Annotated in this window: 18 protein-coding genes and 4 pseudogenes; 15 read left to right on the forward strand and 7 right to left on the reverse strand. The window is 69.2% G+C overall.

Going from position 1 to position 22117, the window contains the following annotated elements; all coding sequences use genetic code 11:
• Positions 1–59 precede the first annotated feature (59 nt).
• From ACZ5RK_RS10970 to ACZ5RK_RS10985, 4 genes are read left to right on the forward strand one after another with little or no spacing between them, the layout of a single operon-like run.
• A complete protein-coding gene (locus ACZ5RK_RS10970) occupies positions 60–1643 on the forward strand; it encodes an ABC transporter substrate-binding protein (RefSeq protein ID WP_464909194.1) in 1584 nt (527 codons plus the stop codon).
• A gap of 53 nt (positions 1644–1696) precedes the next feature.
• Complete coding sequence (locus tag ACZ5RK_RS10975) at positions 1697–2707, forward strand: ABC transporter permease (RefSeq protein WP_464909195.1); 1011 nt, start codon at positions 1697–1699, stop codon at positions 2705–2707.
• Positions 2708–2711: 4 nt separating this feature from the next.
• Positions 2712–3560, forward strand: coding sequence for an ABC transporter permease (locus ACZ5RK_RS10980; protein WP_054647014.1), 849 nt, complete (start codon positions 2712–2714; stop codon positions 3558–3560).
• A gap of 54 nt (positions 3561–3614) precedes the next feature.
• Positions 3615–4667, forward strand: a complete 1053-nt coding sequence (locus ACZ5RK_RS10985; protein ID WP_464909196.1) for a protease complex subunit PrcB family protein — start codon at positions 3615–3617, stop codon at positions 4665–4667.
• 49 nt (positions 4668–4716) lie between these two features.
• Here the strand turns inward: ACZ5RK_RS10985 and ACZ5RK_RS10990 are convergent, their stop codons facing one another.
• The 6 genes and pseudogenes from ACZ5RK_RS10990 to ACZ5RK_RS11015 all read right to left on the reverse strand — a co-directional run bounded on the left by ACZ5RK_RS10990 (position 4717) and on the right by ACZ5RK_RS11015 (position 12046).
• The gene (locus ACZ5RK_RS10990) at positions 4717–5862 is read right to left on the reverse strand and encodes a bifunctional folylpolyglutamate synthase/dihydrofolate synthase (RefSeq protein WP_464909197.1); all 1146 of its coding nucleotides are present in this window, start codon (positions 5860–5862) and stop codon (positions 4717–4719) included.
• A gap of 3 nt (positions 5863–5865) precedes the next feature.
• Positions 5866–7681 (reverse strand): annotated as a pseudogene (locus ACZ5RK_RS10995) (ABC transporter ATP-binding protein).
• Complete coding sequence (locus tag ACZ5RK_RS11000; RefSeq protein WP_464909198.1) at positions 7678–9414, reverse strand: ABC transporter ATP-binding protein; 1737 nt, start codon at positions 9412–9414, stop codon at positions 7678–7680. Before ACZ5RK_RS11000 ends, ACZ5RK_RS10995 begins: the two are co-directional and overlap by 4 nt.
• A 153-nt stretch (positions 9415–9567) precedes the next feature.
• Complete coding sequence (locus tag ACZ5RK_RS11005; protein ID WP_464909199.1) at positions 9568–10398, reverse strand: hypothetical protein; 831 nt, start codon at positions 10396–10398, stop codon at positions 9568–9570.
• Positions 10399–10403: 5 nt separating this feature from the next.
• On the reverse strand, positions 10404–11393 hold the full coding sequence (locus ACZ5RK_RS11010; RefSeq protein ID WP_464909200.1) for a M20/M25/M40 family metallo-hydrolase: 990 nt from the start codon (positions 11391–11393) through the stop codon (positions 10404–10406).
• Positions 11393–12046 (reverse strand): response regulator transcription factor, encoded by a 654-nt coding sequence (locus tag ACZ5RK_RS11015; RefSeq protein ID WP_464909201.1) that lies wholly within the window; start codon positions 12044–12046, stop codon positions 11393–11395. Before ACZ5RK_RS11015 ends, ACZ5RK_RS11010 begins: the two co-directional genes overlap by 1 nt.
• Positions 12047–12098: 52 nt before the next feature.
• Between ACZ5RK_RS11015 and ACZ5RK_RS11020 the strand changes: the two are divergent.
• Positions 12099–13329, forward strand: a pseudogene (locus ACZ5RK_RS11020) (class I SAM-dependent RNA methyltransferase).
• Here ACZ5RK_RS11020 and ACZ5RK_RS11025 read toward each other — a convergent pair.
• Entirely contained in the window at positions 13315–14283 is a 969-nt protein-coding gene (locus ACZ5RK_RS11025; protein WP_464909202.1) for a LysM peptidoglycan-binding domain-containing M23 family metallopeptidase, read from the reverse strand. The pseudogene ACZ5RK_RS11020 and the gene ACZ5RK_RS11025 sit on opposite strands and share 15 nt — an antisense overlap.
• A gap of 28 nt (positions 14284–14311) precedes the next feature.
• On the opposite strand from ACZ5RK_RS11025, the gene aroQ reads away from it, so the two are divergent.
• From aroQ to ACZ5RK_RS11075, 10 genes and pseudogenes are all read left to right on the forward strand, one after another.
• Positions 14312–14752, forward strand: a complete 441-nt coding sequence (aroQ, locus tag ACZ5RK_RS11030) for a type II 3-dehydroquinate dehydratase (RefSeq protein ID WP_464909203.1) — start codon at positions 14312–14314, stop codon at positions 14750–14752.
• A gap of 97 nt (positions 14753–14849) precedes the next feature.
• On the forward strand, positions 14850–17267 hold the full coding sequence (gyrA, locus tag ACZ5RK_RS11035; protein WP_464909204.1) for a DNA gyrase subunit A: 2418 nt from the start codon (positions 14850–14852) through the stop codon (positions 17265–17267).
• A complete protein-coding gene (gene cutA, locus ACZ5RK_RS11040; RefSeq protein WP_054647224.1) occupies positions 17268–17579 on the forward strand; it encodes a divalent-cation tolerance protein CutA in 312 nt (103 codons plus the stop codon).
• Positions 17576–17947: pseudogene (locus ACZ5RK_RS11045) on the forward strand (hypothetical protein); the annotation flags it as partial. The gene cutA and the pseudogene ACZ5RK_RS11045, both read left to right, overlap by 4 nt.
• 102 nt (positions 17948–18049) lie before the next feature.
• Complete coding sequence (locus ACZ5RK_RS11050) at positions 18050–18280, forward strand: hypothetical protein (RefSeq protein WP_464910091.1); 231 nt, start codon at positions 18050–18052, stop codon at positions 18278–18280.
• 76 nt (positions 18281–18356) lie between these two features.
• Positions 18357–18965, forward strand: coding sequence for a helix-turn-helix domain-containing protein (locus ACZ5RK_RS11055; RefSeq protein WP_464909205.1), 609 nt, complete (start codon positions 18357–18359; stop codon positions 18963–18965).
• Between the two features lie 55 nt (positions 18966–19020).
• Positions 19021–19668, forward strand: coding sequence for a DUF502 domain-containing protein (locus tag ACZ5RK_RS11060; RefSeq protein ID WP_054647225.1), 648 nt, complete (start codon positions 19021–19023; stop codon positions 19666–19668).
• A gap of 12 nt (positions 19669–19680) precedes the next feature.
• Positions 19681–20042, forward strand: a pseudogene (locus ACZ5RK_RS11065) (hypothetical protein).
• A complete protein-coding gene (locus tag ACZ5RK_RS11070) occupies positions 20039–20719 on the forward strand; it encodes a response regulator transcription factor (protein WP_464909206.1) in 681 nt (226 codons plus the stop codon). The pseudogene ACZ5RK_RS11065 and the gene ACZ5RK_RS11070 overlap by 4 nt, the downstream one beginning before the upstream one ends.
• Before the next feature lie 119 nt (positions 20720–20838).
• The gene (locus ACZ5RK_RS11075) at positions 20839–22089 is read left to right on the forward strand and encodes a sensor histidine kinase (protein WP_464909207.1); all 1251 of its coding nucleotides are present in this window, start codon (positions 20839–20841) and stop codon (positions 22087–22089) included.
• Positions 22090–22117 lie beyond the last annotated feature (28 nt).

Raw genomic sequence — 22117 nt, forward strand, 5'->3', positions numbered from 1 at the left:
GGGGGCGCTTTATACTTGGTCCGGCACGCCAAGGGGAAAGGACCCCAGAAAGGAGCTCTATGAAAGGAAAAGCCTTACTCGGTCTTGCCGTGGCCTTGGGCCTTGGCCTCGCCCAGAAGACCCTGGTGTTTGGGGCCAACGGGGAGCCGGTGAGCCTCGAGCCCGGCAACATCACGGACGGCATCTCCATCTACGTCCAGCGCCAGATCTACGACACCCTGGTGGACTTCAAGCCGGGGAGCACGGAGGTCACGGCCGGCCTGGCCACCAGCTGGTTCAGCAGCCCAGACGGCAAGGTCTGGACCTTCCGCCTGCGCCAGGGAGTGAAGTTCCAGGACGGCACCGAGCTCACCGCCGAGGCGGTGAAGTTCAACGTGGAGCGCTGGTGGGACCCCAAGAACCCCACCCGCATTGACGCCGCCGCCCGCTACGAGATCTGGCCCGAGCTGTTCGGCGGTTTCAAGGGCGAGGAGGGCTCCTTACTGAAGGAAATCCAGGTGGTGGACAAGTACACCATCCGCTTCATACTCACCCAGCCCTTCCCCGCCTTCCCCGCCGCCATCGGCTCGGGCTATTTCGGCATCGCAAGCCCAAGCGCCATAAGGAAGGACGGGGCCAAGTACGGCTCCCCCACGGGAAGCGCCGTGGGCACCGGCCCCTTCCGGCTGGTGGAGTGGCGGCCCGGGGAGCAGATCGTCTTGGAAAGGAACCCCACCTACTGGAAGGCGGGCCTCCCCAAGATGGACCGGGTGGTCATCCGGGTCATCAAGGACCCCGCCGCCCGGCTGGCGGCCCTGAAGGCCGGCACCATTGACTTCACCACCGACATTCCCCCGGCCAACCTCAAGGACCTCGAGGCCGACAGGAACCTGGCCGCGGTCTTCCGACCCTCCTTCAACGTGGGCTACCTGGCCCTGAATCCCTCCCACAAGCCCCTCTCCGACCCCAGGGTGCGCCAGGCCATCGCCATGGCCATCAACAAGAAGGCCATCGTCCAGGCCTTCTGGGGGAAGCTGGGCCTCACGGACGGCCACTTCACCCCGCCCTCCATGAAGGCTTTCCAGTCTCCCAAGGTCACGGACTACGAGTTCAACCCGCAGAAGGCCAAGGCGCTCCTGGCGGAAGCGGGCTACCCCAACGGCTTTGAGATGGAGCTCTGGTACATGCCCGTCTCCCGTCCCTACTTCCCCACCCCCAAGGAGATCGCCGAGGCTATGGCCGCCGACCTTTCGGCCCTGGGCATCCGGGTGAAGCTCCAGACCAAGGACTGGGCCAGCTACCTGGCGGACCGCAAAAAGGCCCCGGGCTTCCAGGCCTATATGCTGGGCTGGACCGGGGACTACGGCGATCCCCAGAACTTCTTTGACCCCCACTTCGCCTGCCCCATCGCCGACCTCTTTGACGGCAGCGGGAAGCCCCTTTGCGTGAAGGAGCTGGGCGACCTCCTCACCAAGGCCGCCACCACCCCCAACCTGGAGGAGCGGAAGCGCCTCTACCAGCAGGCCGACGAGCTCACCTTCAACCTGGCCCTGCGCATCCCCATCGTCCACTCCCAGCCCCTCCTGGCCAGGCGCCAGAACGTCACCGGCTGGACCCCCAGCCCCCTGGGCTCCGAGTCCTTTGCGACCATAGAGAAGCGCTAAGGCGGTGTTCCCCGGACCCCCTTCGGGGGGTCCGGGCTTTTTGAGGCGAAGAAATGGGGAGCTACATTTTGCGAAGGCTTCTGGGGCTTGTCCCCGTGCTCCTGGGCATCACCCTCTTGGTCTTCACCTTCCTCCAGCTCATCCCCGGGGACCCCGCCCAGGCCATCCTGGGGGAACGGGGCACCCCGGAGCAGCTTGCGGCCCTCAGGGAAAAGCTCGGGCTCAACCGCCCCCTCTACGTCCAGTACCTCACCTTCCTGAAGAGCGTCCTCACGGGGGACCTGGGCCAAAGCGCCGTCTCCACCATCCCCGTGGCCGAGGAGCTGAAAAGGCGCTGGCCCGCCACCTTTGAGCTGGCCCTGAGCGCCACCTTGGTGGCGGTGGCGGTGGGCATCCCGGTGGGCATCCTGGCGGCGGTGCGCAAGAATAGCCTCCTGGACACCCTTTCCATGAGCCTCTCCTTGGTGGGGGTCTCCATGCCCGTCTTCTGGCTGGGACTCCTTCTGGTCTACCTCTTCGCCGTGAACCTCCACTGGCTCCCCACGGGGGGCAGGCTTTCCACGGAGCTCGCCCTGGACTTCCGGCCCCTGAGCGGCTTCCTCCTCCTGGACAGCCTCCTCCAGGGCCGGCCTATGGTGCTCCTAGACGCCCTGCGGCACCTGGTCCTCCCCGCCCTGACCCTGGGCACCATCCCCCTGGCCATCCTCACCCGCATCACCCGGAGCGCCATGCTGGAGGTCCTTTCCCAAGACTACGTGCGCACCGCCCGGGCCAAGGGCCTGGCCGAGCGCCAGGTCATCCTCAAGCACGCCCTCAAAAACGCCCTCTTGCCCGTGGTCACCATCATCGGCCTCCAGTTCGGCACCCTCCTGGGCGGGGCCATCCTCACCGAGACCATCTTCTCCTGGCCCGGCATCGGCTCCTACATCTACGAGGGCATCCTCAACCGGGACTACCCCGTGGTCCAGGCCGGGGTCTTGGTGGTGGCCACCGCCTTCGTCCTGGTCAACCTTCTGGTGGACCTTTCCTACGCCCTTTTGGACCCCCGCATCCAGTACCGGTGAAGCCATGGAAACCCCGACCCGCCAAGCCTTCCGGCGCTTTCTGAAGTCCCCTTCCGGTAAGGTGGGGCTTCTCCTCACCCTTTTCTTGGTGCTCCTGGCCCTCCTCATCCCCGTCCTCAAGCCCTACGACCCCTCCACCGACCGCGACTACCTCAACCGGCTCAAACCCCCTTCCCTGGAACACCCCTTTGGCACCGATCATTTGGGCCGGGACCTCTTCACCCGGGTCCTGCACGGGAGCCGCATCTCCTTGCAGGTGGGGGTGATCTCGGTGAGCCTCGGCCTGGTCCTGGGAACCCTCCTGGGGCTTCTCGCCGGGTTTTACCGGGGGAAGACGGAGCTTCTCATCGGCTGGCTGACCGACCTCCTCCTGGCTTTTCCCGGAACCCTCCTGGCCATCGCCATCGTGGCCGTGTCCGGCCCCAGCCTGCAAAACGCCATGCTGGCCATCGGCATCGTCCAGGTGCCCGTCTACATCCGCCTGGCCCGCTCCATGGTCCTCTCCTTGCGGGAACTGGATTTCGTCCAGGCGGCCATGGCTTTGGGAGCGGGCAACGGGCGCATCCTCCTCAAGCACCTCCTGCCGGGCACCCTGCCTCCCCTGGTGGTCCAGGCCACCCTGTCCATCGGGACGGCCACCCTCGAGGCCGCCGCCTTGGGCTTCCTGGGCCTAGGGGCCCAGCCCCCCGCTCCCGAATGGGGGGCGATGATCGCCGACAGCTTCAAGGGAGGCTACGCCATGAACGCCCCCTGGACCATGATCTTCCCCGGGCTTTTCATCATGGTCACCGTGCTGGCCTTCAACCTCCTGGGGGATGGCCTCCGGGACGCCCTGGACCCCAGGAGCCGCTAAGCTGCTTAAGGGAAGCTTAAAAGCAAGGGGAAAAGAGAGGGGTATCATGGAAGCATGAGAAAAGGCCTTCTCGTCCCCCTGCTTCTTCTTCCCTTCCTTGCCGCCTGCGAGGTGCTTCAGGGCTCGGGCTACCGGGTGGCCGAGGCCCAGCTCCTCTTCCCCGAGGCCACGGAGCGCTGGACCTACTTCTACGGGGAACCCAGGGAGGTGCGCCTGGGGGAGAAGGTGCTCAGGCTGAGAAAACCCGGAGGGGAAAGCCTCTGGGCCGTGCCCGGGGCCCTCTGGGTGGAGGACAGCCCCCTTCTCCGGGAAGTGGGGCCCGCCCTAAGGCCCCTGGCCGAGGCGGTGCGGGGGATCTCGGGAAGCCTCGTGGAGGTGAGGGCCCAGGCCGCCCTGCGCTCCAGCTGGCTCTACGATGGGGCAGGCTGGGTGCGGCTCACGGGAAGCCTGAAGGAAGAGGAACGGCGCACCCTGGTCCAGCCCGCGGACTACCAGACCCCAGACCTCTACGCCTTCACCGGCCCGGAGACCCAGGTCCTCCTGCGGGAGGTGCTGGCCCGGCGGGGCGGGCGGCAGGTGGTGCTTTTTGAACTCTCCGAGCCCGTGCTGCGGCCCCTCGGCCTGGACCCCGCCCCCGAGGCCTACCGGGTGGGAACCCTTTTGGTGCAGTATGGGCTTAAGGTGGAGCTCGTGAGCCCGCCCGCTCCCCTTTACCGCATCCTGAGCCAGGGCACCAACGCCGCCTACGCCGAAACCGAACCCCGGGCCTATCTGGCCAACAACCCCACCCGCTTCGCCGAGGTCTGGGGGCTGGCGGTGGGCAACCGTCTTCCCCGCCCCCCCGCTCCCGGGGTGGACTTCCGCACCCGGAGCGTGGCCGCCTTCTTCTGGGGCCTTAAGCCCACCGGCGGGTACGGGCTGGAGGTGGCCGGGGTCACCTACGCCGGGGACGCCGCCCGGGTGGTCCTCGCCCTCACCTCCCCCAGGCCCGGGGCCATCGTCACCCAGGCCCTCACCAGCCCCTACGTGATCCTGGAGCTCAACCGGGTGCGCCGGGTGGTCTTCGCCGACCCTTCAGGGCGGGTCCTGGCCGAGGCCCAGGACTAGGGGAGACTTTTTCGGGGCCCCCACCGCGGCGAAAGCCGCGGTGGGGTACTTACCCCCGCGGGCGGAGCCGTCCCACCAGGTACAGGGAGCCCGTGGCCAGGACCGGGACCCCGTCCTCCTCCGCCCGCTTTAAGGCGTCCTCCAAGGCCTCCCACGGGTCCTCAAAGAAGGGCGCCCCCAGCTCCCGCCCCAAAGCCCCTTCCCCCGCCCGGGTGTAGCGGACGCTCCTGGCCTTGGGCAGGAGGTGGGCCAGGAGGCCCTTCACGTCCTTCCGGGGAAAGGCGCCAAAGACCAGGTGGTAGGCGGAAAACTCCCGGGCCAGGGCCTCCGCCGCCGGGGGGTTGTGGGCCCCGTCCAGGTAGACCTCCACCCCCTTCACCAGGAAGCGCTCCAGGCGCCCCGGGTTTTGCGCCTCCCCAAGCCCCCGGGCGATGGCCTCCTCGGGAAAGCCCAAAAGCCTCAAGGCGGCCGCCGCCAGGCGGGCGTTCTCCTCCTGGAAGGCCCCCTTGAGACCGGGGGGGACGGGAAGGGCGAAGAGAGGGTCCTGAGGGTCCAGGAGGTAAAGGGGGGCTCCCCTTTCCTCCGCCACCCGCCGGGCCACCTCCAGCCCCACCCCCCTCGCCCCCGTGACCACCGGGACCCCCTCGCGAAAGGCCCCGGCCTTCTCCCGGGCCACGGCCTCCAGGGTGCCCCCCAGGGCCTCGAGGTGGTCCTCCCCCACGTTGGTGAGCACGGTGAGGACCACCCGGGAGAGGGCATGGGTGGCGTCCTTCTCCCCCCCCACCCCGGCCTCCACCGCCGCCAGCGAGACCCCCACCTCCCGGAAGTGCAGGAAGGCCAGGGCGGTGGCCAGGTCAAAGAAGCCCGGGGGCTCCTCCCAGGCCTCCCCCTTGGCCCACTCCACGAAGGCCACCACCCTCTCCTCGGGGACGAGGCCCAAGTGGGTGCGGATCCGCTCGCGGAAGTCCACCAGGTGGGGGCTGGTGTAGGCCCCGTAAAGGAGGCCCCGGGCGCGGAAGGCGGCCTCCAGATAGGCCACCACGCTCCCCTTGCCGTTGGTGCCCAGGACGTGGACCGCCCGGAAGCCCTCCTCCGGGTGGCCCAGGCGGGCGAGGAGGGCCCGCACCCGGCCCGTCCCCCGCTCCCCCTGCCTCCTCCTTTGGAAAAGCCAGTCCAGAGCCTCCCGGTAGGTCATGGCCTATTCCGCGTACTGCAGGCGGTAGAGGGTGGCGTAGTACCCTCCCTTCTCTAGCAGGGCCTCGTGGGTCCCCTCCTCCACCAGGCGCCCTTTGCGGAAGACCAGGATGCGGTCCACCCGCCTTATGGTGGAGAGGCGGTGGGCGATGAGGACAGAGGTCCGCCCCTCCATGGCCTTGTAGAGGGCCTCTTGCAGGCGGGCCTCGGTCTCCGAGTCCACGTTGGCCGTGGCCTCGTCCAGGATGAGGAGAATATCGGGGCTCATGAGGAGGGCCCGCACCAGGGCCAAAAGCTGTTTCTCCCCCGTGGAAAGCCCCGCCCCCCTCTCCCCCAGGAGGGTGTGGTACCCCTGGGGCAGGCGCAGGATGGCCTCGTGCACCCCTAAGAACCTGGCCACCTCCACCACCCTCTCCTCGGGGATGGAGGGGTCAAAGAGGCGGAGGTTGTCCAAGACGGTGCCGGAGAAGAGGAAGGGGTCCTGGAGGACGATGCCGATATGGCGGCGAAGCTCCTCCTGGCGGTAGGCCCGCACGTCCTCCCCGTCCACGAGGACCTGGCCCCGCTGGGGATCGTAGAAGCGGGCGATGAGGCTCACCACGCTGGTCTTCCCCGCCCCCGTGGCCCCCACCAGGGCCACCTTCTCCCCCGGGCGGAGGCGGAAGGAAACCCCCTTCAGGACCCAGTCCTTCTCCGTGGGCTCCACCCCCTTGGGGGTGTAGGCGAGCCAGAACGTCCTTGAACTCCACCTCTCCGAGGAAGCGCCGGATGGGCTTGGGGTTTTCCGGGTCCTTAAGCTCCTCCTCGGTGTCCAAAACGCCGAAGATGCGCTCGGCGCTGGCCATGGCCCCCTGGAAGAGGTTGAACTTGTCGGAGAGGTCCTGCAGGGGCTGGAAGAGCTGGCGGGTGTAGTCCACAAAGGCCACCAGAAGCCCCAGGGAGGCCACTCCCCGCACCACCTCTCCCCCGCCGTAGAAGAGGAGGCCCGCCACCGCCAGGTCGCCCAGAAAGCCCACCACGGGGAAGAAGAGGGCGAACCAGCGCACGATCTCCACCCAGGCCCGGAGGAGGTCCTGGCCCAGGCGGTCAAACTTCTCCTCCCGCTCCCTTTCCCGGGCGAAAAGCTGGATGGTCTCCACTCCGGAGAGGTTTTCCTGGAGGGCGGCGTTAAGGCGGGCAAGCCTCAGGCGCATCTCCCGGTAGGCGGTGCGCATGCCCTTCCGCACCCAGGCGGTGACCCAGAGGAGGACGGGGACCACCAGGAGGACCACCAGGGTGAGCTTGGGGCTCAAGGCCAGCATGAAGGCGAGAAGGCCAAAGAGGGTGAAGAAGTCGGCGATGACCCCCACCAGCCCCCCGGTGATGAACTGGTTGATGGCGTCCACGTCGGAGGTGATGCGGGTCATGAGGCGGCCCACGGGGTTTCTGTCGTAAAAGCCCGGGTGGAGGCGCATGAACTTGGCGAAGAGGGCGCTCCTCAGGTCAAAGAGGACCCGTTGCCCCACCCACTGGATGAGGTAGGTCTGGCCATAGGTGGCGGCGAAGTTCACCCCCCGCACCAGGAGAAACCCCAGGCTCACCCAGAGGAGAAGGTGGAACCGCTCGGCGAGGGGCTTGGCCTCCTGGGGGGCCAGGGCCCCGTCAATGGCCCACTTGAAGAAGAGGGGGGTGAGGGCGGCGGTGAGGGTGGTGAGGAGGAGGAAAAGGAGGGCCAGGCCCACCTGCAAGCGGTAGGGCTTGACGTACCGGAGGATGCGGGCGAAGAGGACCCGGTCAAAGGCCTTGGCGTAGGCGTCCTCCGGCCCCGGGGAAACGCTCATCCCTCCACCTCCCGCTCCATGCGCTGGATGCGGTCCAGCTCGGCGTAAAGCCCCCCGGCCTCGAGGAGGCTTTCATGGGTTCCCTCCTCCACGATCCTCCCCCCGTCCAAAACGATGATCCAGTCGGCGTGGCGCAGGGTGGCGGTGCGGTGAGAGATGAGAAAGGTGGTCTGCCGCCCCAAGACGGTCTTCAGGCCCTGGAGGATCCGGGCCTCGGTCTCGGTATCCACGGCGCTTAAGGCGTCGTCCAGGATGAGGACCTTGGGCCGCTTGGCCAGGGCCCGGGCCAGGGCCACCCGCTGGCGCTGCCCCCCGGAGAGGGTGATGCCCCGTTCCCCTAGGACCGTCCCGTACCCCTGGGGGAAGGAGAGGATCTCCTCGTGGATCCCGGAAAGCCGCGCCGCCCACTCCACCCGCTCAGGGTCCGGACGGTCCAGGCCGAAGGCGATGTTTTCCAGGATCGTCTCGCCGAAAAGGAAAGGTTCCTGGGGGGCCACCCCCACCGCCTGGCGCAGGACCTTGAGGGGCAGGCGTCGGGCCTCGTACCCCCCCACCCACACCCGCCCCTCCGTGGGGTCCAGAAGGCGGGGCACCAGGGCGGCCAGGAGGCTCTTGCCCGACCCCGTGCGCCCGGTGATGCCCAGGGTCATGCCCTCGGGGACGGTGAGGGTGAGGTCTTTGAGAAGCCAGCGTCCCTCGGCCTGAAGCCCCACCCCCTCCAGGCGCACCTCTCCCGAGAGGGCCTCGAGGGCCACCAGCAAGGGATCCTCCCGGAGAAGGGGCTCCCGGTCCAGAAGCTCCAGGAGGCGCTTCAGGCTGGTAAGCCCCCGCTGGTACATGGCCATGACCCAACCCAGGCCCAGGATGGGCCAGGTGAGCTGGGCCAGGTAGGCGTTGAACTGCACCAGCTGGCCCACGGTCATCTCCCCCCGCACCACCATCCCTCCCCCCGCCCACAAGACGGTGAGGAAAGCGAACCCCATGAGAAAGCCCAAGAGGGCCTGCATGGGGCCCTCCACCCGGGCCAGGGCCAGGCTCTTTTCCACGTAGACCCGGTTGAGGTCCTGGAAGCGGGAGAGCATCCGGCCTTCCAGGGCGTACCCCTTGACCACCCGGACGCCGCTGAAGGCCTCCTGGGCCAGGGTGCTGATGCGGTCAAAGGCCTCCTGGGCCTCGCGGTAGCGGCGGTCCACGAGCCGGAGCAGGTAGAACACCAGGAGGGCGATGACCGGCAGGATCAGGGTGAGGTAGAAGGCCAGGCGGGGGTTGACGGCGTACATGGAGCCGAAGGCCAGGAGGACCATGAAAGAGAGGCGGCTTCCCATCATGATCCCCGGGCCCACCATCTCCCGCACCGCCGAGAGGTCGGTGTTCAGGCGGTTCATGAGGTCCCCCACCCGGGTCTTTTGGTAGAAGCTCCGGTCCAGGCGGAGCAGGTGGTGAAAGAGGTCCTTCCTGAGGTCGTACTCCACCTGGCGGCTGGCCACCACCGACAGGCGACGCATGGCGTAGGAGAGCAGGGCCGAGGCCGAGGCGGCCAGGAGGAGGTAGAGGGCGTACCGGCCGTAGGGTCCTCCGTGGCTCACGGCGTCCACGGCGAGGCGCAGGAAGTAAGGCCCCAGGACGAAAAAGAAGATGGAGGCCAAGCCCGCCAGGACCCCCAGGAGGTAGCGACCCCGGTAGGGAAAGAGGTAGGGGAGGAGGCGGGAAAGAAGGGCTGACCGCTCGGTCATGTTCTGAGTCTAACGCAAAAGGCCCGAGGCTCAAGGGGCCAGGCCACAGGCCTACGGGCCCGCACCCTGGCTCCGCAACATAAAGGCCTTTACCTAAAGGCCCGGGAAAGCTCTTTTGGGACCCCCGTTGCGGCGCAAGCCGCAATGGGGTACCTAGGCCTCCATCTCCCTCTTGAGGGCCCTAAGCTCCCCTTCCCAGTCCTCCCCCAGGGTGAGGAGGCGGTGGGGCTTGGTGAGCCTCCGGGCCGCCTTCCTGAGAAGGCCTGGGATGGGCGGGCAGGCGTAGGAGACCACCAGGAGCAGGGCCTTGACCCGGCCCAGGCGGTGGAGGTAGTGGACCATGCCGAGAAGCTCCCGGTCCGTGGGCAGGTCCACGGGAAGAAGCCTTTCCCCCTCCTCCCGGAGGCGTTCTGTGGGCTGGTCGGGGAAGTAGGGGAGGAGGTCCACCCGGGCCAGGGCCTCCGCCACCCCTTGGCGGAAGCCCTCGTCCTCCAGGAGGTAGGGCTGGGCCACCACCCCCACGCTTCCCGGCGGGGTCTTGAGGGGCGGAGCGGGCTTGAGGAGGCTTTTGGTCTGGTCCAGGGCCCGGCCCACCCGCATGGGGTTGCGGGTGAGGATCTGGCCGATCTCCCCCGCCCGGCCCAAGACCCGTTCCGAAAGCTCCGCCGGCACCTTGAGCACCGGGGGAAGCCCGGGGTAGTAGCGGTGGAGGGTGGCCTCGAGGTCCAAAAGCCAGGGGCACTGCCCCCCGCCCCGCTCCGACTCCACCCCCCCCTGCAGGTCGGGAAGGAGGAGGTAGTCCACTCCCTGGGCCTTCAAGGCCTCCACCTGGGCAAGAAGCCCCTGCACGGGCAGGCAGTAGGGCAGGCGGGCATCGGGGTCCGTCGAGGCCCGCACCACCTCCACCCCCAAGGCGCGAAGGTAGGCCTCCCAGAAGCCCAGGTACCGGCGGGAAAGGAAGCCCTGAAGGACGCCCACGCGCATACGCCCTATCCTACGCCAAGGGCCCGGAGAAAGGAAAGGAGCGCCCTCCGCCCCTCATGGAGGCTTTGGGGAAGGACCCACTCCTCCTCGGTGTGGGCCCCGCCCCCCCGGTAGACCCCCAGGGCCAGGGCGGGAATCCCCCGCTCTATGGCGGCGCTGGCGTCGGTGGAACCCGCCTGGAAGAGGGGCTTCTCCCCTATGGCCTTCAGGGCCTCCGTGGCCGCCCACCTAAGGGCCTCCGTGGCGGTGGCCCCGGCGGGCCTCTCCCCCAGGACCTCCAGGCGGAGGTCCACCCGGTGGCCCCGGGCCGCTTCCGCCACCACCTCCTTGGCCTGTGCGAAGAGGCGGGAGAGGTCCTCCGGGGCCTCGGCCCGGATCTCCAGGAGGGCCGAGGCCTCCTTGGGCAGGGCGTTCACCGCCTGGCCCCCCCGGAGGGCGCTGGCGTTGAGGCTCGCCCCCCCTTCCCGGCGGAAGAGGTCCTGGAGGCGGTGTAGCCCCTCGGCCAGGGCAAAGACGGGGTTGGGGCTTCCCCGGTCCCCCCAGGCGTGCCCCCCAGGGCCCAGGAAGCGGGCCCGGAAGCGCACCGAGCCCAAGGCCCGGTCCACCACCCCCGGGAGGTAGCCGTCCACGGCCACCACCACCTTGGGGCCGAGGGCCGCCACCAGGGCCCTGGCCCCCTTCAGGTTCCCCAGGCCCTCCTCCCCCACGGTGAAGCCCCGCACCACCCCGGGGATTTCCGGCAGGGAGAGGAGGACGGCCACCCCGCTGGTGTTGTCCCCCACCCCAGGACCGTAGAGCCTCTCCCCCACCCGCCGGGGAGGGGCCGGGGGCAGGACGGTGTCCAGGTGGGCGAGGAGCAGCACCTTCCCCTCCCCCGCCCACACGTTCCCCACCCCGTCCCTCCGGGCCCCGGGAAGGTGCCGGGCCACAAAGGCCCCCCTGGCCTCCTCCCCCTCCAGGGGGGCGAGCTCCAGGAGGAAGCGCACCGGGTCCACTACTCTTCCGGCTCGGGCTGGACCAGCCCCTCGCGGATGGCGTAGAGGGCGGCCTGGGTGCGGTTGTTCAGGTGGAGCTTCTGGAAGATCTCGGAAAGGCGGTTGCGCACCGTCTTCTCCGAGAGGCCGAGCTCGGCGGCGATCTCCAGGTTGGTGTAGCCCTGGGCCAAAAGCTTCAGGATCTGCACCTCCCGCTCGGAAAGCTCGGCGTGCAAGGAGGCCTGGCCCTCCTTCTTGGCCCGGAAGTCCTGGATGATGCGCCCGGCCAGCTCCGCGTCCAGCAGCACCTCCCCGGCGTGGACCCGGCGGATGGCCTCGGTGAGCTCCCGGGCGTCGGTGTCCTTGAGGAGGTACCCCCTCGCCCCCGCCTTCACCGCCTCAAAGACGTAGGCGTCCTGACGGTACATGGTGAGGATGATCACCCTGGCCTGGGGCCACTCCTTGAGAATGGCCTGGGTGGCCTGCACCCCGTCCAGCCCCGGCATCTGGATGTCCATGAGGATCACGTCGGGCTTGGCCTCGAGGGCATGGCGCATGGCCTCCCAGCCGTCCTTGGCCTCCCCCACCACCCGGAAGTCCCCCTCCGCCTCCAAAAGGCTTTTGAGCCCCTGGCGGAAGAGGGCGTGGTCGTCTGCCAACAGCACCCGGATCACCCCCTCATTGTAGCGCTCCCCCCGCCCGAGGGCCCGGTGGTAGGGTGGAGGGGTGAAGGTCCTAACCGTGGAAAAGCTGGTGCCCGGGGGCTACGGCCTGGCCCGGAGCGAAGAGGGGGTGGTCCTCGTCAAGGGGGGACTACCGGGAGAGGCGGTGCGGGGAACGCCCGTGCGCCGCAAGGGGGCCCTCTTCCTGGAAGGGGTGGAGGTCCTCTCCCCCCGGGAGGACCGCTACCCCCACCCCCTCCCCCCCTCCGCCGACCTGCCCCTCCGGTACGAAGCCCAGCTTCCCCTCAAGGAAGGCCTGGTGGCCGAGGCCTTAGAGCGCGTCGCCAAGCTCTCCTTTCCCTTAAGCCCCATCCGGCCCTCCCCCAGGCCCCTGGCCTACCGCACCGCCGCCCAGTACGCCCGCCACCCCCTGGGGGGCCTGGCCTACCGCCTCCCGGAAAGCCACGCCCTCTTTCCCGTGGAGGAGGACCCCCTGGTGGCCGAGCCCCTGGCCTGGGCCCTGGAGGTCTTAAGGCTCTGGCCCCTCCCCGTGGAGGAGGTGGCCCTAAGGGGGAGCCTCCTAAAGGGCCAGGTCCTCCTGGGGCTCATCGGGGGGGACCCGGAGGGCCTAAGGCGGCCCGCCAGGGCCTTGGTGCGGGAGGGCTTCGCCGGGGTGGTCTGGGCCGAGCCCTCCCCTAAGGGGCGCTTCCGGGGGCAGGTGCGCCCCCTGCACGGGGAAAGAACCCTCCTGGAGGCCTTCGGCCCCCTCACCGCCACGGTGAGCGTGGAGAGCTTCGCCCAGGTGAACCCCCAGGCCATGGGGCTCCTTCTGGAGGAGGCCCAGGGGCTGGTCTCCGGCGGGAAGAGGGCCCTGGAGCTCTACGCGGGCTCCGGCCTCCTCTCCCTCCTCCTCGCCCCCCGCTACGAGGAGGTGGTGGCGGTGGAGATCAGCAAGGAGGCGGTGCGGCGGGGGGAGGCGGACCGGAGGCGCCTGGGGGTGGAAAACCTCCGCTTCCACCGGGGAGACGCCCGGGAGGCGGGAGGGCTTGGGGCCTTTGACCTGGTGGTCCTGGACCCCCCTCGAGGCGGCCTCGCCCCCGAGGTCCGGGCCTACCTCAAGGAGAGCCGCCCCCGGGAGATCCTCTGACGTGGCCTGCGACCCCGCCACCTGGGCCCGGGACGTGGGGGAACTGGTCCGGGCAGGCTACGGGCTGGCCTTCCTCAGGCCCTACGATTTCTTCCCCTTCACCCACCACGTGGAGGTCCTCTCCCTCCTCCGCCTAGGGGAGGGGTAGGCCGGAGAAAAAGGGTCTGGGGTCCACCGGCACCCCGAAGAGGCGCACCTCCAGGTGCAGGTGGGGGCCGGTGGAAAGCCCCGTGCTCCCCAGAAGCCCCACCACCTGCCCGGCCTTCACCCGCTCCCCCAAGCGCACCTTCCGCTCCCTCAGGTGCCAGTACCCCGTGCAAAGCCCCGCCCCGTGGGCCACCACCACCGCCTCTCCCCGCACCTTAAGCCTCTCCGAAAGCACCACCACCCCTCCCGCCACCGCCTTCACGGGGGTGCCCGGGGAAGCGGCGTAGTCCAGGCCCTCGTGGTAGGAGGTGAAGAGGCCGCCGTACCGCCTCCTCACGCCGAAGGGGCTCGTGATCCGCCCCGGGAGGGGGGGCCGGAAGACCAGGCCCCAGGGCCCGGGGCCCTCCTTAGGGCAGGCGGCCACCACCCTCTCCCGCTCAGCCTTGACGGCGGGGTCCTGCAGGAGGGCCTCCAGGCGGGGGGGAAGGTCCAGGGCCTCCTGGCCGTACCCCCCGGGGGCGACCGGCAGGGGCCAGGCCACCTCCTCCCCTTCCAGAAGCAGGCGCAAAGGGGCTTCCCCGGCTTCCGCCAGGGCGTTCACCGGCACAAGGCCGAGGAGGCCCTGCCCCACGGGGAAAAGGGGAACCCGCACCCCCAAAAACTCGGCAAAGCCCTCCCGGTACCCCTCCACCCGGAGGGCAAAGGCCTGTCCCTGCACCGGGAGCGAGAGGTAGACCCTCCCTTTGGGAAGGGATCTTTCCAGGGTCGGGCGGATCCAGAGCCGCTGCCCCACCTGGATGCGGTCCGGGTCCTTCAGCCCGTTGAGCCGGGCGAGGGCCTCCACCGTGGTGCCGTAGCGCTTGGCGATGGCGAAGAGGGTCTCCCCGGGGGCCACCACGTGGACCTGGGCCCAGGCGGAGGCCAAGAGGAGGACGAGGCCCCAAAGGCGGCCCATGGGCTTATCCTAGGGCAAAGGAGCCCCTATGGTCCTCATCCTGAACGGACCCAACCTGAACCTCCTGGGCGAGCGGGAACCCGAGGTCTACGGCCGTACCACCCTGGAGGAGCTGGAGGCCCTATGCGAGGCCTGGGGAGCGGAGCTGGGCCTCGGCGTGGCCTTCCGCCAAACCAACTACGAGGGCCAGCTCATCGAGTGGGTGCAGCAGGCCCACAAGGAGGGGTTTCTGGCCATCGTCCTGAACCCCGGGGCGCTGACCCATTACTCCTACGCCCTCCTGGACGCCATCCGCGCCCAGCCCCTCCCGGTGGTGGAGGTCCACCTCACCAACCTCCACGCCCGGGAGGAGTTCCGCCGCCACTCGGTCACCGCCCCGGCCTGCCGGGGGATCGTCTCCGGCTTCGGGCCCCTTTCCTACAAGCTGGCCCTCCTTTACCTGGCGGAGACCCTGGAGGTGGGGGGCTGACCTTTTCCGTGGATTCTTTCCATATATCTCCGGAGGCGCCGGGGGAAAGCCCCGTGCTATAATGAAAGCTGGCGTCTAAACGCCCGCTAGGAGCGCTATGGCCCAGGTACTGCCTGTAGAGATCACCGAGGAACTCAAGCAGAGCTTCATCAACTACGCCATGTCCGTCATCGTGGACCGGGCCCTGCCCGACGTGCGGGACGGGCTCAAGCCGGTCCAGCGGCGCATCCTCTTCGGGGCCTACCAGGAAGGGGTGCTCCCGGGCCGCAAGCACGTGAAGAGCGCCAAGATCGTGGGGGAGGTCATGGGCAAGTACCACCCCCACGGGGATGCCGCCATCTACGAGGCCCTGGTGCGCCTCGCCCAGCCCTGGAACCTGCGCTACCCCCTCGTGGACGGCCAGGGGAACTTCGGCTCCATAGACGGCGACCCCCCGGCGGCCCAGCGCTACACCGAGGCCAGGCTCTCCCCCCTGGGGGCGGAGATGCTCCTGGACATAGACAAGGAGACGGTGGACTTCCGCCCCAACTACGACGGCTCCCTCAAGGAGCCCGAGGTCCTTCCCTCCGCCATCCCCAACCTCCTGGTGAACGGGGCGAGCGGCATCGCCGTGGGCATGGCCACGAGCCTCCCCCCCCACAACCTCTCCGAGGTGGTGGACGCCCTGGTGGCCATGGTGGACAACCCCGGGATCACCCTGGAGGAGGTCATGGCCCACCTCCCCGGCCCCGACTTCCCCACCGGGGGGAAGCTCTCCCGGAAGGGCATCAAGGAGGCCTACGCCACGGGGCGGGGAAGCCTAAAGGTCCGGGCCAAGGTGCGCGTGGAGGAAAAGGGCCAGCGCCCCACCCTGGTGGTGACGGAGATCCCGTACCAGGTGAACAAGGCGGGCCTCATCGCCCAGATCGCCGCCCTGGTCAAGGCCAAGAAGCTCGAGGACATCGTGGCCTTAAGGGACGAGTCCGACCGCCAGGGCCTCCGCATCGTCATAGAGCTCAAGCGGGGGGCCAACCCCCAGGTGGTCCTCAACCAGCTCTACAAGCACACCGCCCTCCAGACCACCTTCACGGTGAACCTCCTGGCCATCGTGCACGGGGAGCCCAAGGTCCTCTCCCTCCTCTCCCTCATGCGCCACTACCTGGACCACCGCAAGGAGGTCCTTAGGCGCAAAAGCCTCTTTGAGCTCAAGAAGGCGGAGGAGCGGGCGCATATCCTCGAGGGCCTCCTCATCGCCCTGGACCACATTGACGAGGTCATCGCCCTGATCCGCGCCTCCCAGGACGCCGAGGAGGCAAGGCGGGGCCTCATGGGGCGCTTCGGCCTCACGGAACCCCAGGCCCAGGCCATCCTGGACATGCGCCTTCAGCGCCTGGTGGCCCTGGAGCGGGAGAAGCTTCTGGGGGAGTACCGGGAGCTCATGGAGGAGATCGCCCGCCTCAGGGCCATCCTGGAGGAGGAGTCCCGCCTTCTCGCCGAGGTCAAGGCCGACCTCCTCCGGGTCAAGGCCAGGTACGGGGACGCCAGGCGCACCCACATCACCGAGTTTGAGGAGACCTTCGCCCCCGAGGACCTGATTGAGGACGAGCCCATGGTCATCACCCTCACCGCCCAGGGCTTCTTAAAGCGCATCCCCCTGGAGGGCTACCGGGCCCAGGGGCGGGGGGGCAAAGGCCTCATGGCCGGCAAGACCAAGGAGGAGGACGAGGCCACCCAGGTCTTCGTGGCCGACGCCCACGACGACCTCCTCTTCTTCACCAACCGCGGCCGGGTCTACCGCCTCAAGGTCTACGAACTCCCGGAGATGGGCCGCCAGGCCCGGGGGGTGCACGTGAAAAGCCTCCTGCCCCTCTCCGAGGAGGAAGAGGTGGCCACCCTCCTCTCCGTGCGGGGCCTCGAGGGGGAGGGCTACCTGGTCTTCGCCACGGAACGGGGCCTCGTCAAGCGCACCGCCCTCAGGGAGTACCAGAACCTGGGCCAGGCCGGGCTCATCGCCATAAGGCTCCAGGAGGGGGACCGCCTGGTGGGGGTGGCCCTCTCCGACCCCGAGGACGAGGCCATCCTGGCCACGGAGGAAGGACAGGCCATCCGCTTCCCCCTGGAGGAGGTGCGGGCCACGGGACGGGACAGCCAGGGGGTGACCGGCATCCGCTTCAAGAAGCCCGGGGACCGGGTGGTCTCCCTGGTCACGGTGAAGCCCGGGGAGATGGTGGACCTCCTCTCCGTGAGCACCCGGGGCTACGGCAAGCGCACCCCCCTCGCCGAATACCCCCTGCAGGGCCGGGGAGGCATGGGGGTCATCACCTACGCCGTCTCCGCCCGGGTGGGAAGGCTCGCCGCCCTCCTCAAGGTGCGGGGCACGGAGGACCTCCTGGTGCTCTCCAAGAAGGGCCTCGCCATCCGCACCCCCGTGGCGGAGATCCGGCAGTACTCCCGGGCCACCGCCGGGGTGAAGGTGATGAACCTCCCCGAGGAGGACGAGGTGGCCAGCGCCTTCGTGGTGGAGGAGGAGAAGTAGATGGAAGAGGTGGTCTTCATCACGGTGCCCAACGAGGAGGTGGCGCGGACCCTGGCCAAGACCCTGGTGGAGGAGCGCCTGGCGGCCTGCGTGAACATCGTCCCCGGGCTCACCTCCATCTACCGCTGGCAGGGGGAGGTGGTGGAGGACCGGGAGCTTCTCCTCCTGGTCAAGACCACCACCCACGCCTTCCCCCGGCTCAAGGAGAGGGTCAAGGCCCTCCACCCCTACACCGTGCCCGAGATCCTGGCCCTGCCCATCGCCGAGGGGAACCGGGAGTATCTAGACTGGATTCGGGAGAATACGGGATGACCCCGGACGTGCTGGACTTCCTCCGGGCCCTTCACCAAGAGGGAGCCCGGTTCTTGGTCATCGGGGGGTACGCCCTGGCCTTCTTCGGAAGGCCCCGCTTCACCAAGGACCTGAATCTCTGGGTGGACGCCAAGGAGGCGGAGAGGGTCCTTGCCGCCATCCACCGTTTTTTCGGCGGGGACGACCTGGGCCTCACCGTAGAAGACCTGGCAAGCCCAGGGGTGGTCCAGCTGGGCTACGCCCCCAACCGCATTGACCTGGTCATCCTGGACGCCCCTTCCTTTGACGAGGCCTTCGCCCGGGCCCTGGAAAGAGAGGTGGAGGGGGTTAGGGCCCCCGTGGTCCACCCCGAGGACTTCAAGGCCCTCATACCACCCCATGCTGGCTTGGGCCAGCATGGGGGCCCCGGTGAAAGGTTCCTGGGAAGGCTTCCCCGAGCCGGTAGGGCGAAGGAAACGGGGAGAAAGGGTATGAGAACCATCCGGCCCGTGGCCCGCCGCTTCCCCCTGGACACCCCCCCCGACGACCGCACCGAGTGGCAGGCCGTACCCCTGGAGGAGCGCCTAAAGGCCGTCTGGGAGATGGCCCTCTTCTGGGCCAGAATGGAGCTGGCCGAGGCGGAAAGGGAGGGGAGGAGGGCGGAGATCGCCATAGAGCGGCTCCTCCCCGTGGCCAGGCGGCGCCCCTTGGGGAAGGGGTAGCCGGGCAGGGATTTTTGCAACCCAAAGGTTTACAAAATCCCCGGGGGCGTGCTAGCCTGGGGATGAGGAGGGAAGCATGACCCAGGCCCGCGAAACCGTAAGCTTCAAGCCCGGAGAGGTCATCCTCTACCCCGGGGTGCCGGGGCCCAGGGAACGGGCCTACCGGGTGCTGGAGGGGCTGGTGCGCCTCGAGGCGGTGGACGAGGAGGGCAACGCCCTCACCCTGCGCCTGGTCCGCCCCGGGGGCTTCTTCGGCGAAGAGGCCCTCTTCGGCCAGGAGCGGGGCTACTTCGCCGAGGCGGTGACGGAGGTGGTCCTGGAACTCCTGCCCAAGGAGCCCACGCCCGAGGTGCTTCAGGAGCTGGCCCGGCACCTGGCCCAGGCCCTGGGGGGCGCCTACCGCCGCATCGAGCGCCTGGCCACCCAGAGGCTCAAGAACCGCATGGCCGCGGCCCTTCTGGAGCTGGCGGAAACCCCCCTGGCCCAGGAGGAGGAAGGGCAGCTGGTCCTCCACGCCACCCACGACGAGCTGGCCGCCGCCGTGGGGAGCGTGCGGGAGACGGTGACCAAGGTCATCGGGGAGCTGGCCCGGGAGGGGTACATCCGCTCGGGCTACGGCAAGATCTTCCTCAAGGACGTGCAGGGCCTCAAGGAGCTGGCCCAGGCCCGGGGAGACGGCCGGTAACCCCACCCTGGTTCCCCGCCCCACCCGGGCGGGGCCTCGGCGTAAACTGAGGGCCATGCGGCTCCGGCAACGCCTCCTCACGGGCCTGGTCACCCTTTTGCCCCTCCTGGTCACCCTCTACTTCCTGGGCTGGGTCTACACCTATTCCGGGGGCTACATCCAGGGCTTCCTCCGCCTCCTGAGCCTGGAGGTCCCCCCGGCCTACGTGCCCCTCCTCCCCTTCGTGGGCCTCTTCCTGGCGGCGGTCCTCATCTACCTGGTGGGCGCCCTGGCGGAGAACTACCTGGGCCGGAGGCTCATCCTCTCCTTGGAGCGCTCCCTTCTCCTCCTCCCCATCGTGCGGGACATCTACAAGGCGGTGCAGCAGATCGCCCACACCCTCTTCGGACAAAGGGAGGTGCAGTTCAGCCGGGCGGCGGTGATCGAGTACCCCAGGCGGGGGCTTTACACCCTCTGCTTCGTGGTCCAGCCCGTGGGGCGCCGCCTTCCTCCCCTGCCCGAGGGGTACACCGCCGTCCTCGTGCCCACGAGCCCCGTGCCCGCAAGCGGCATGGTGGTCCTGGTCCCCTCGGAGGAGGTCATCCCCCTGGACATCAGCGTGGAGGAGGCCCTCAAGTACGTGGTCTCGGCGGGCTTCCTCCTCCCGGAAAAACCCCAAGGCCCCTTAACCTCCCTCCCACAAAAGGCGGAAAACCTCTCCTAGAATGGGGGAAAGATGCGGCGCCTCCTCCTCCTTCCCCTCCTCCTGGCCACGGCCCTGGCGGCCCTCCCTCCCCTCCTCGGCCCGGCCCTGCCTTCGGGCGCAGAGCTCAGGCTCCTCTCCCCGGACTTAAAAACCCTCTTCGGGGCCTGGAGGGTGGAGGGGAGGCGGCTCCTTCCCCTCTCCCCCCCGCTTGCCCCTAGGGCGGGGCAGGAGGTGCAGCTTCTCCTGGTCCTCCCGGGGGAGAAACCCCGGGCCTTCCCCGGCGTGGCCGAGCGGGGGACGTCCTCCTCCCCTGGGAAAAGGAGCGGGTGAGCCTCTTAAGGCTCCTCAAGGAGGTCTACGGCCTCGCCCCTCCGGAAAGGCTTTGGCCATGAAGCGCATCCTCCTCATTGAGGACGACCTCGAGGTGGCCCGCCTGGTGGAGCTGGAGCTCAAGGAGGCGGGCTTCGCCGTGGACTGGGCGGGAAGCGGCATGGAGGGCCTGGTGAAGCATCGGGAGAAGAAGCCCGACCTGGTGGTGCTGGACCTGGGCCTGCCCGACCTGGACGGGGCCGAGGTGGCCCGAAGGATCCGCGCCACCGACGAGACCCCCATCCTGGTCCTCACCGCCCAGGACGCCGTGGACCGCAAGGTCTCCCTGCTCTCCGAAGGGGCGGACGACTACCTGGTGAAGCCCTTCCACCCCGCCGAGCTCCTGGCCCGCATCCAGGTGCAGCTCCGCCACAAGGGGGAGGGGGAGGTCCTCTCCGTGGGGCGGCTTGAGCTTTACCCCAAGAGGCGGCAGGTCTTCTTCGGGGAGCGGGAGGTGCGGCTTTCCCCCAAGGAGTTTGACCTCCTCTCCCTCCTCATGAGCCGCCCGGGGCGGGTCTTCTCCCGCCAGGAGATAGAGGAGCGCATCTGGGGGAAACCCCTGGGCAGGGATTCCAACCTGCTGGACGTCCACGTGGCCAACCTCCGGGCCAAGCTCCGGGAGGCCGGGGCCTACGGGTACCTGCGCACGGTGCGGGGGCTGGGCTACGCCGTGCGCCAGGGCAAGGGGGAGGAAGGCTAAGTGCCCGCACTTTGGTTTCGCAACATGGGATGCCCAAGCCGGGGCCGGGGGGAGGTTTTTGGGGGGCCCCCACCGCGGCGAAAACCGCAGTGGGGTACTTAGGTCCGGCGGGGGTTTCGGTGCTCTCCTTCCGCGCCCGCCTTTTTCTGGCCTTCAGCCTCCTCTGGTTTCTCTTCCTGGGGGGGGCCTTGTACCTGGCGGGGCGGGGAGTGGAGCGGGCCCTCCGCGGCCACCTCGAGGCCACCCTCCTCCAGGACGCCCGCAAGGTGGCCGAGGCCTACCAAAAGGGCCAGGCGGGCACCCTCCTCACCACCGGGGGGGTGTACCTCCACCTCTACGCCGAGGACGGGGAGCCCCTGGTCCTCACCCGCCCCGACCACCGCCTGCCCCGGGAGGCCCTGCGGCAGGCGGGGCCTGAGCCCAGGGCCCTCTGGGCCCCGGGCTTCGCGGGGGCGGTGGTGCGCACTCCCTTGGGCCTCCTGGCCCTCACCGCCGAGACCGCTCCCATTGAGGCCGCCCTGGCCGCCCTGAGGCGGGCCCTTCTGGAAGCCTTCTCCCTCCTCTTCCCCCTGGGGGTGGTCCTGGTCTACCTCGCCGCCCGCCTGGCCGCCCGGCCCTTGGAGGAGGCGGCCAAGGCCATCGCCACCCGCAGCCCCGAGCGCCTGGACCCCGTCTCCTTACGCCTTCCCAAGGACGAGTTCGGCCGCATGGTGGAGGCGGTGAACGCCCTCCTCCAGGCCCTCAAGGAGGCCAAGGAACGGGAAAGGGCCTTCCTGGCCGAGGTGAGCCACGAGCTCAGAACCCCCCTCACCGTGCTCCTCGGCCACCTTGACCGCCTGGGGCGGAACCCCGGGGACCTCGAGGCCCTAACCACCGCCCAAAGGACCGCCGAAGGCATGGGCCGCCTGGTGGAGGACCTCCTCGCCCTGGCCCGGGGCGAGGCGGGCTTCCGCTTCAGCCCCCACATCGTGGACCTGAAGGCCCTGGCGGAGGAGGCCGCCAAGGAGCAGGGGGTGGCCTTCCAGGGGGAGGAGGCCGAGGTCCTGGGCGACCCCGACCGCCTCCTGCAGATGCTCCGCAACCTGGTCGCCAACGGGGTGCGGGCCGCGGGGAAAGAGGGGGTGGCGGTGCGGCTACGCCGGGAAGGGGGCCACGCCCTCCTGGAGGTGGAGGACGCGGGGCCGGGAATCCCCGAGGACCTCCTTCCCCGCCTCTTCCGGCGCTTCGCCCGGGGGCCTGGGGGCGGGACGGGGCTTGGCCTGGCCATCGCCCAGGCCATCGCCCAGGCCCACGGGGGGGGGATCTCCGTGGAAAGCCGCCCCGGGCGCACGGTCTTCCGGGTGCGGCTCCCCCTCCTGGAGGAGGAGTAGGCGCTCCCCCGGCCTCGGGTATGCTAGG

The organism is Thermus kawarayensis JCM 12314, assembly GCF_055393575.1.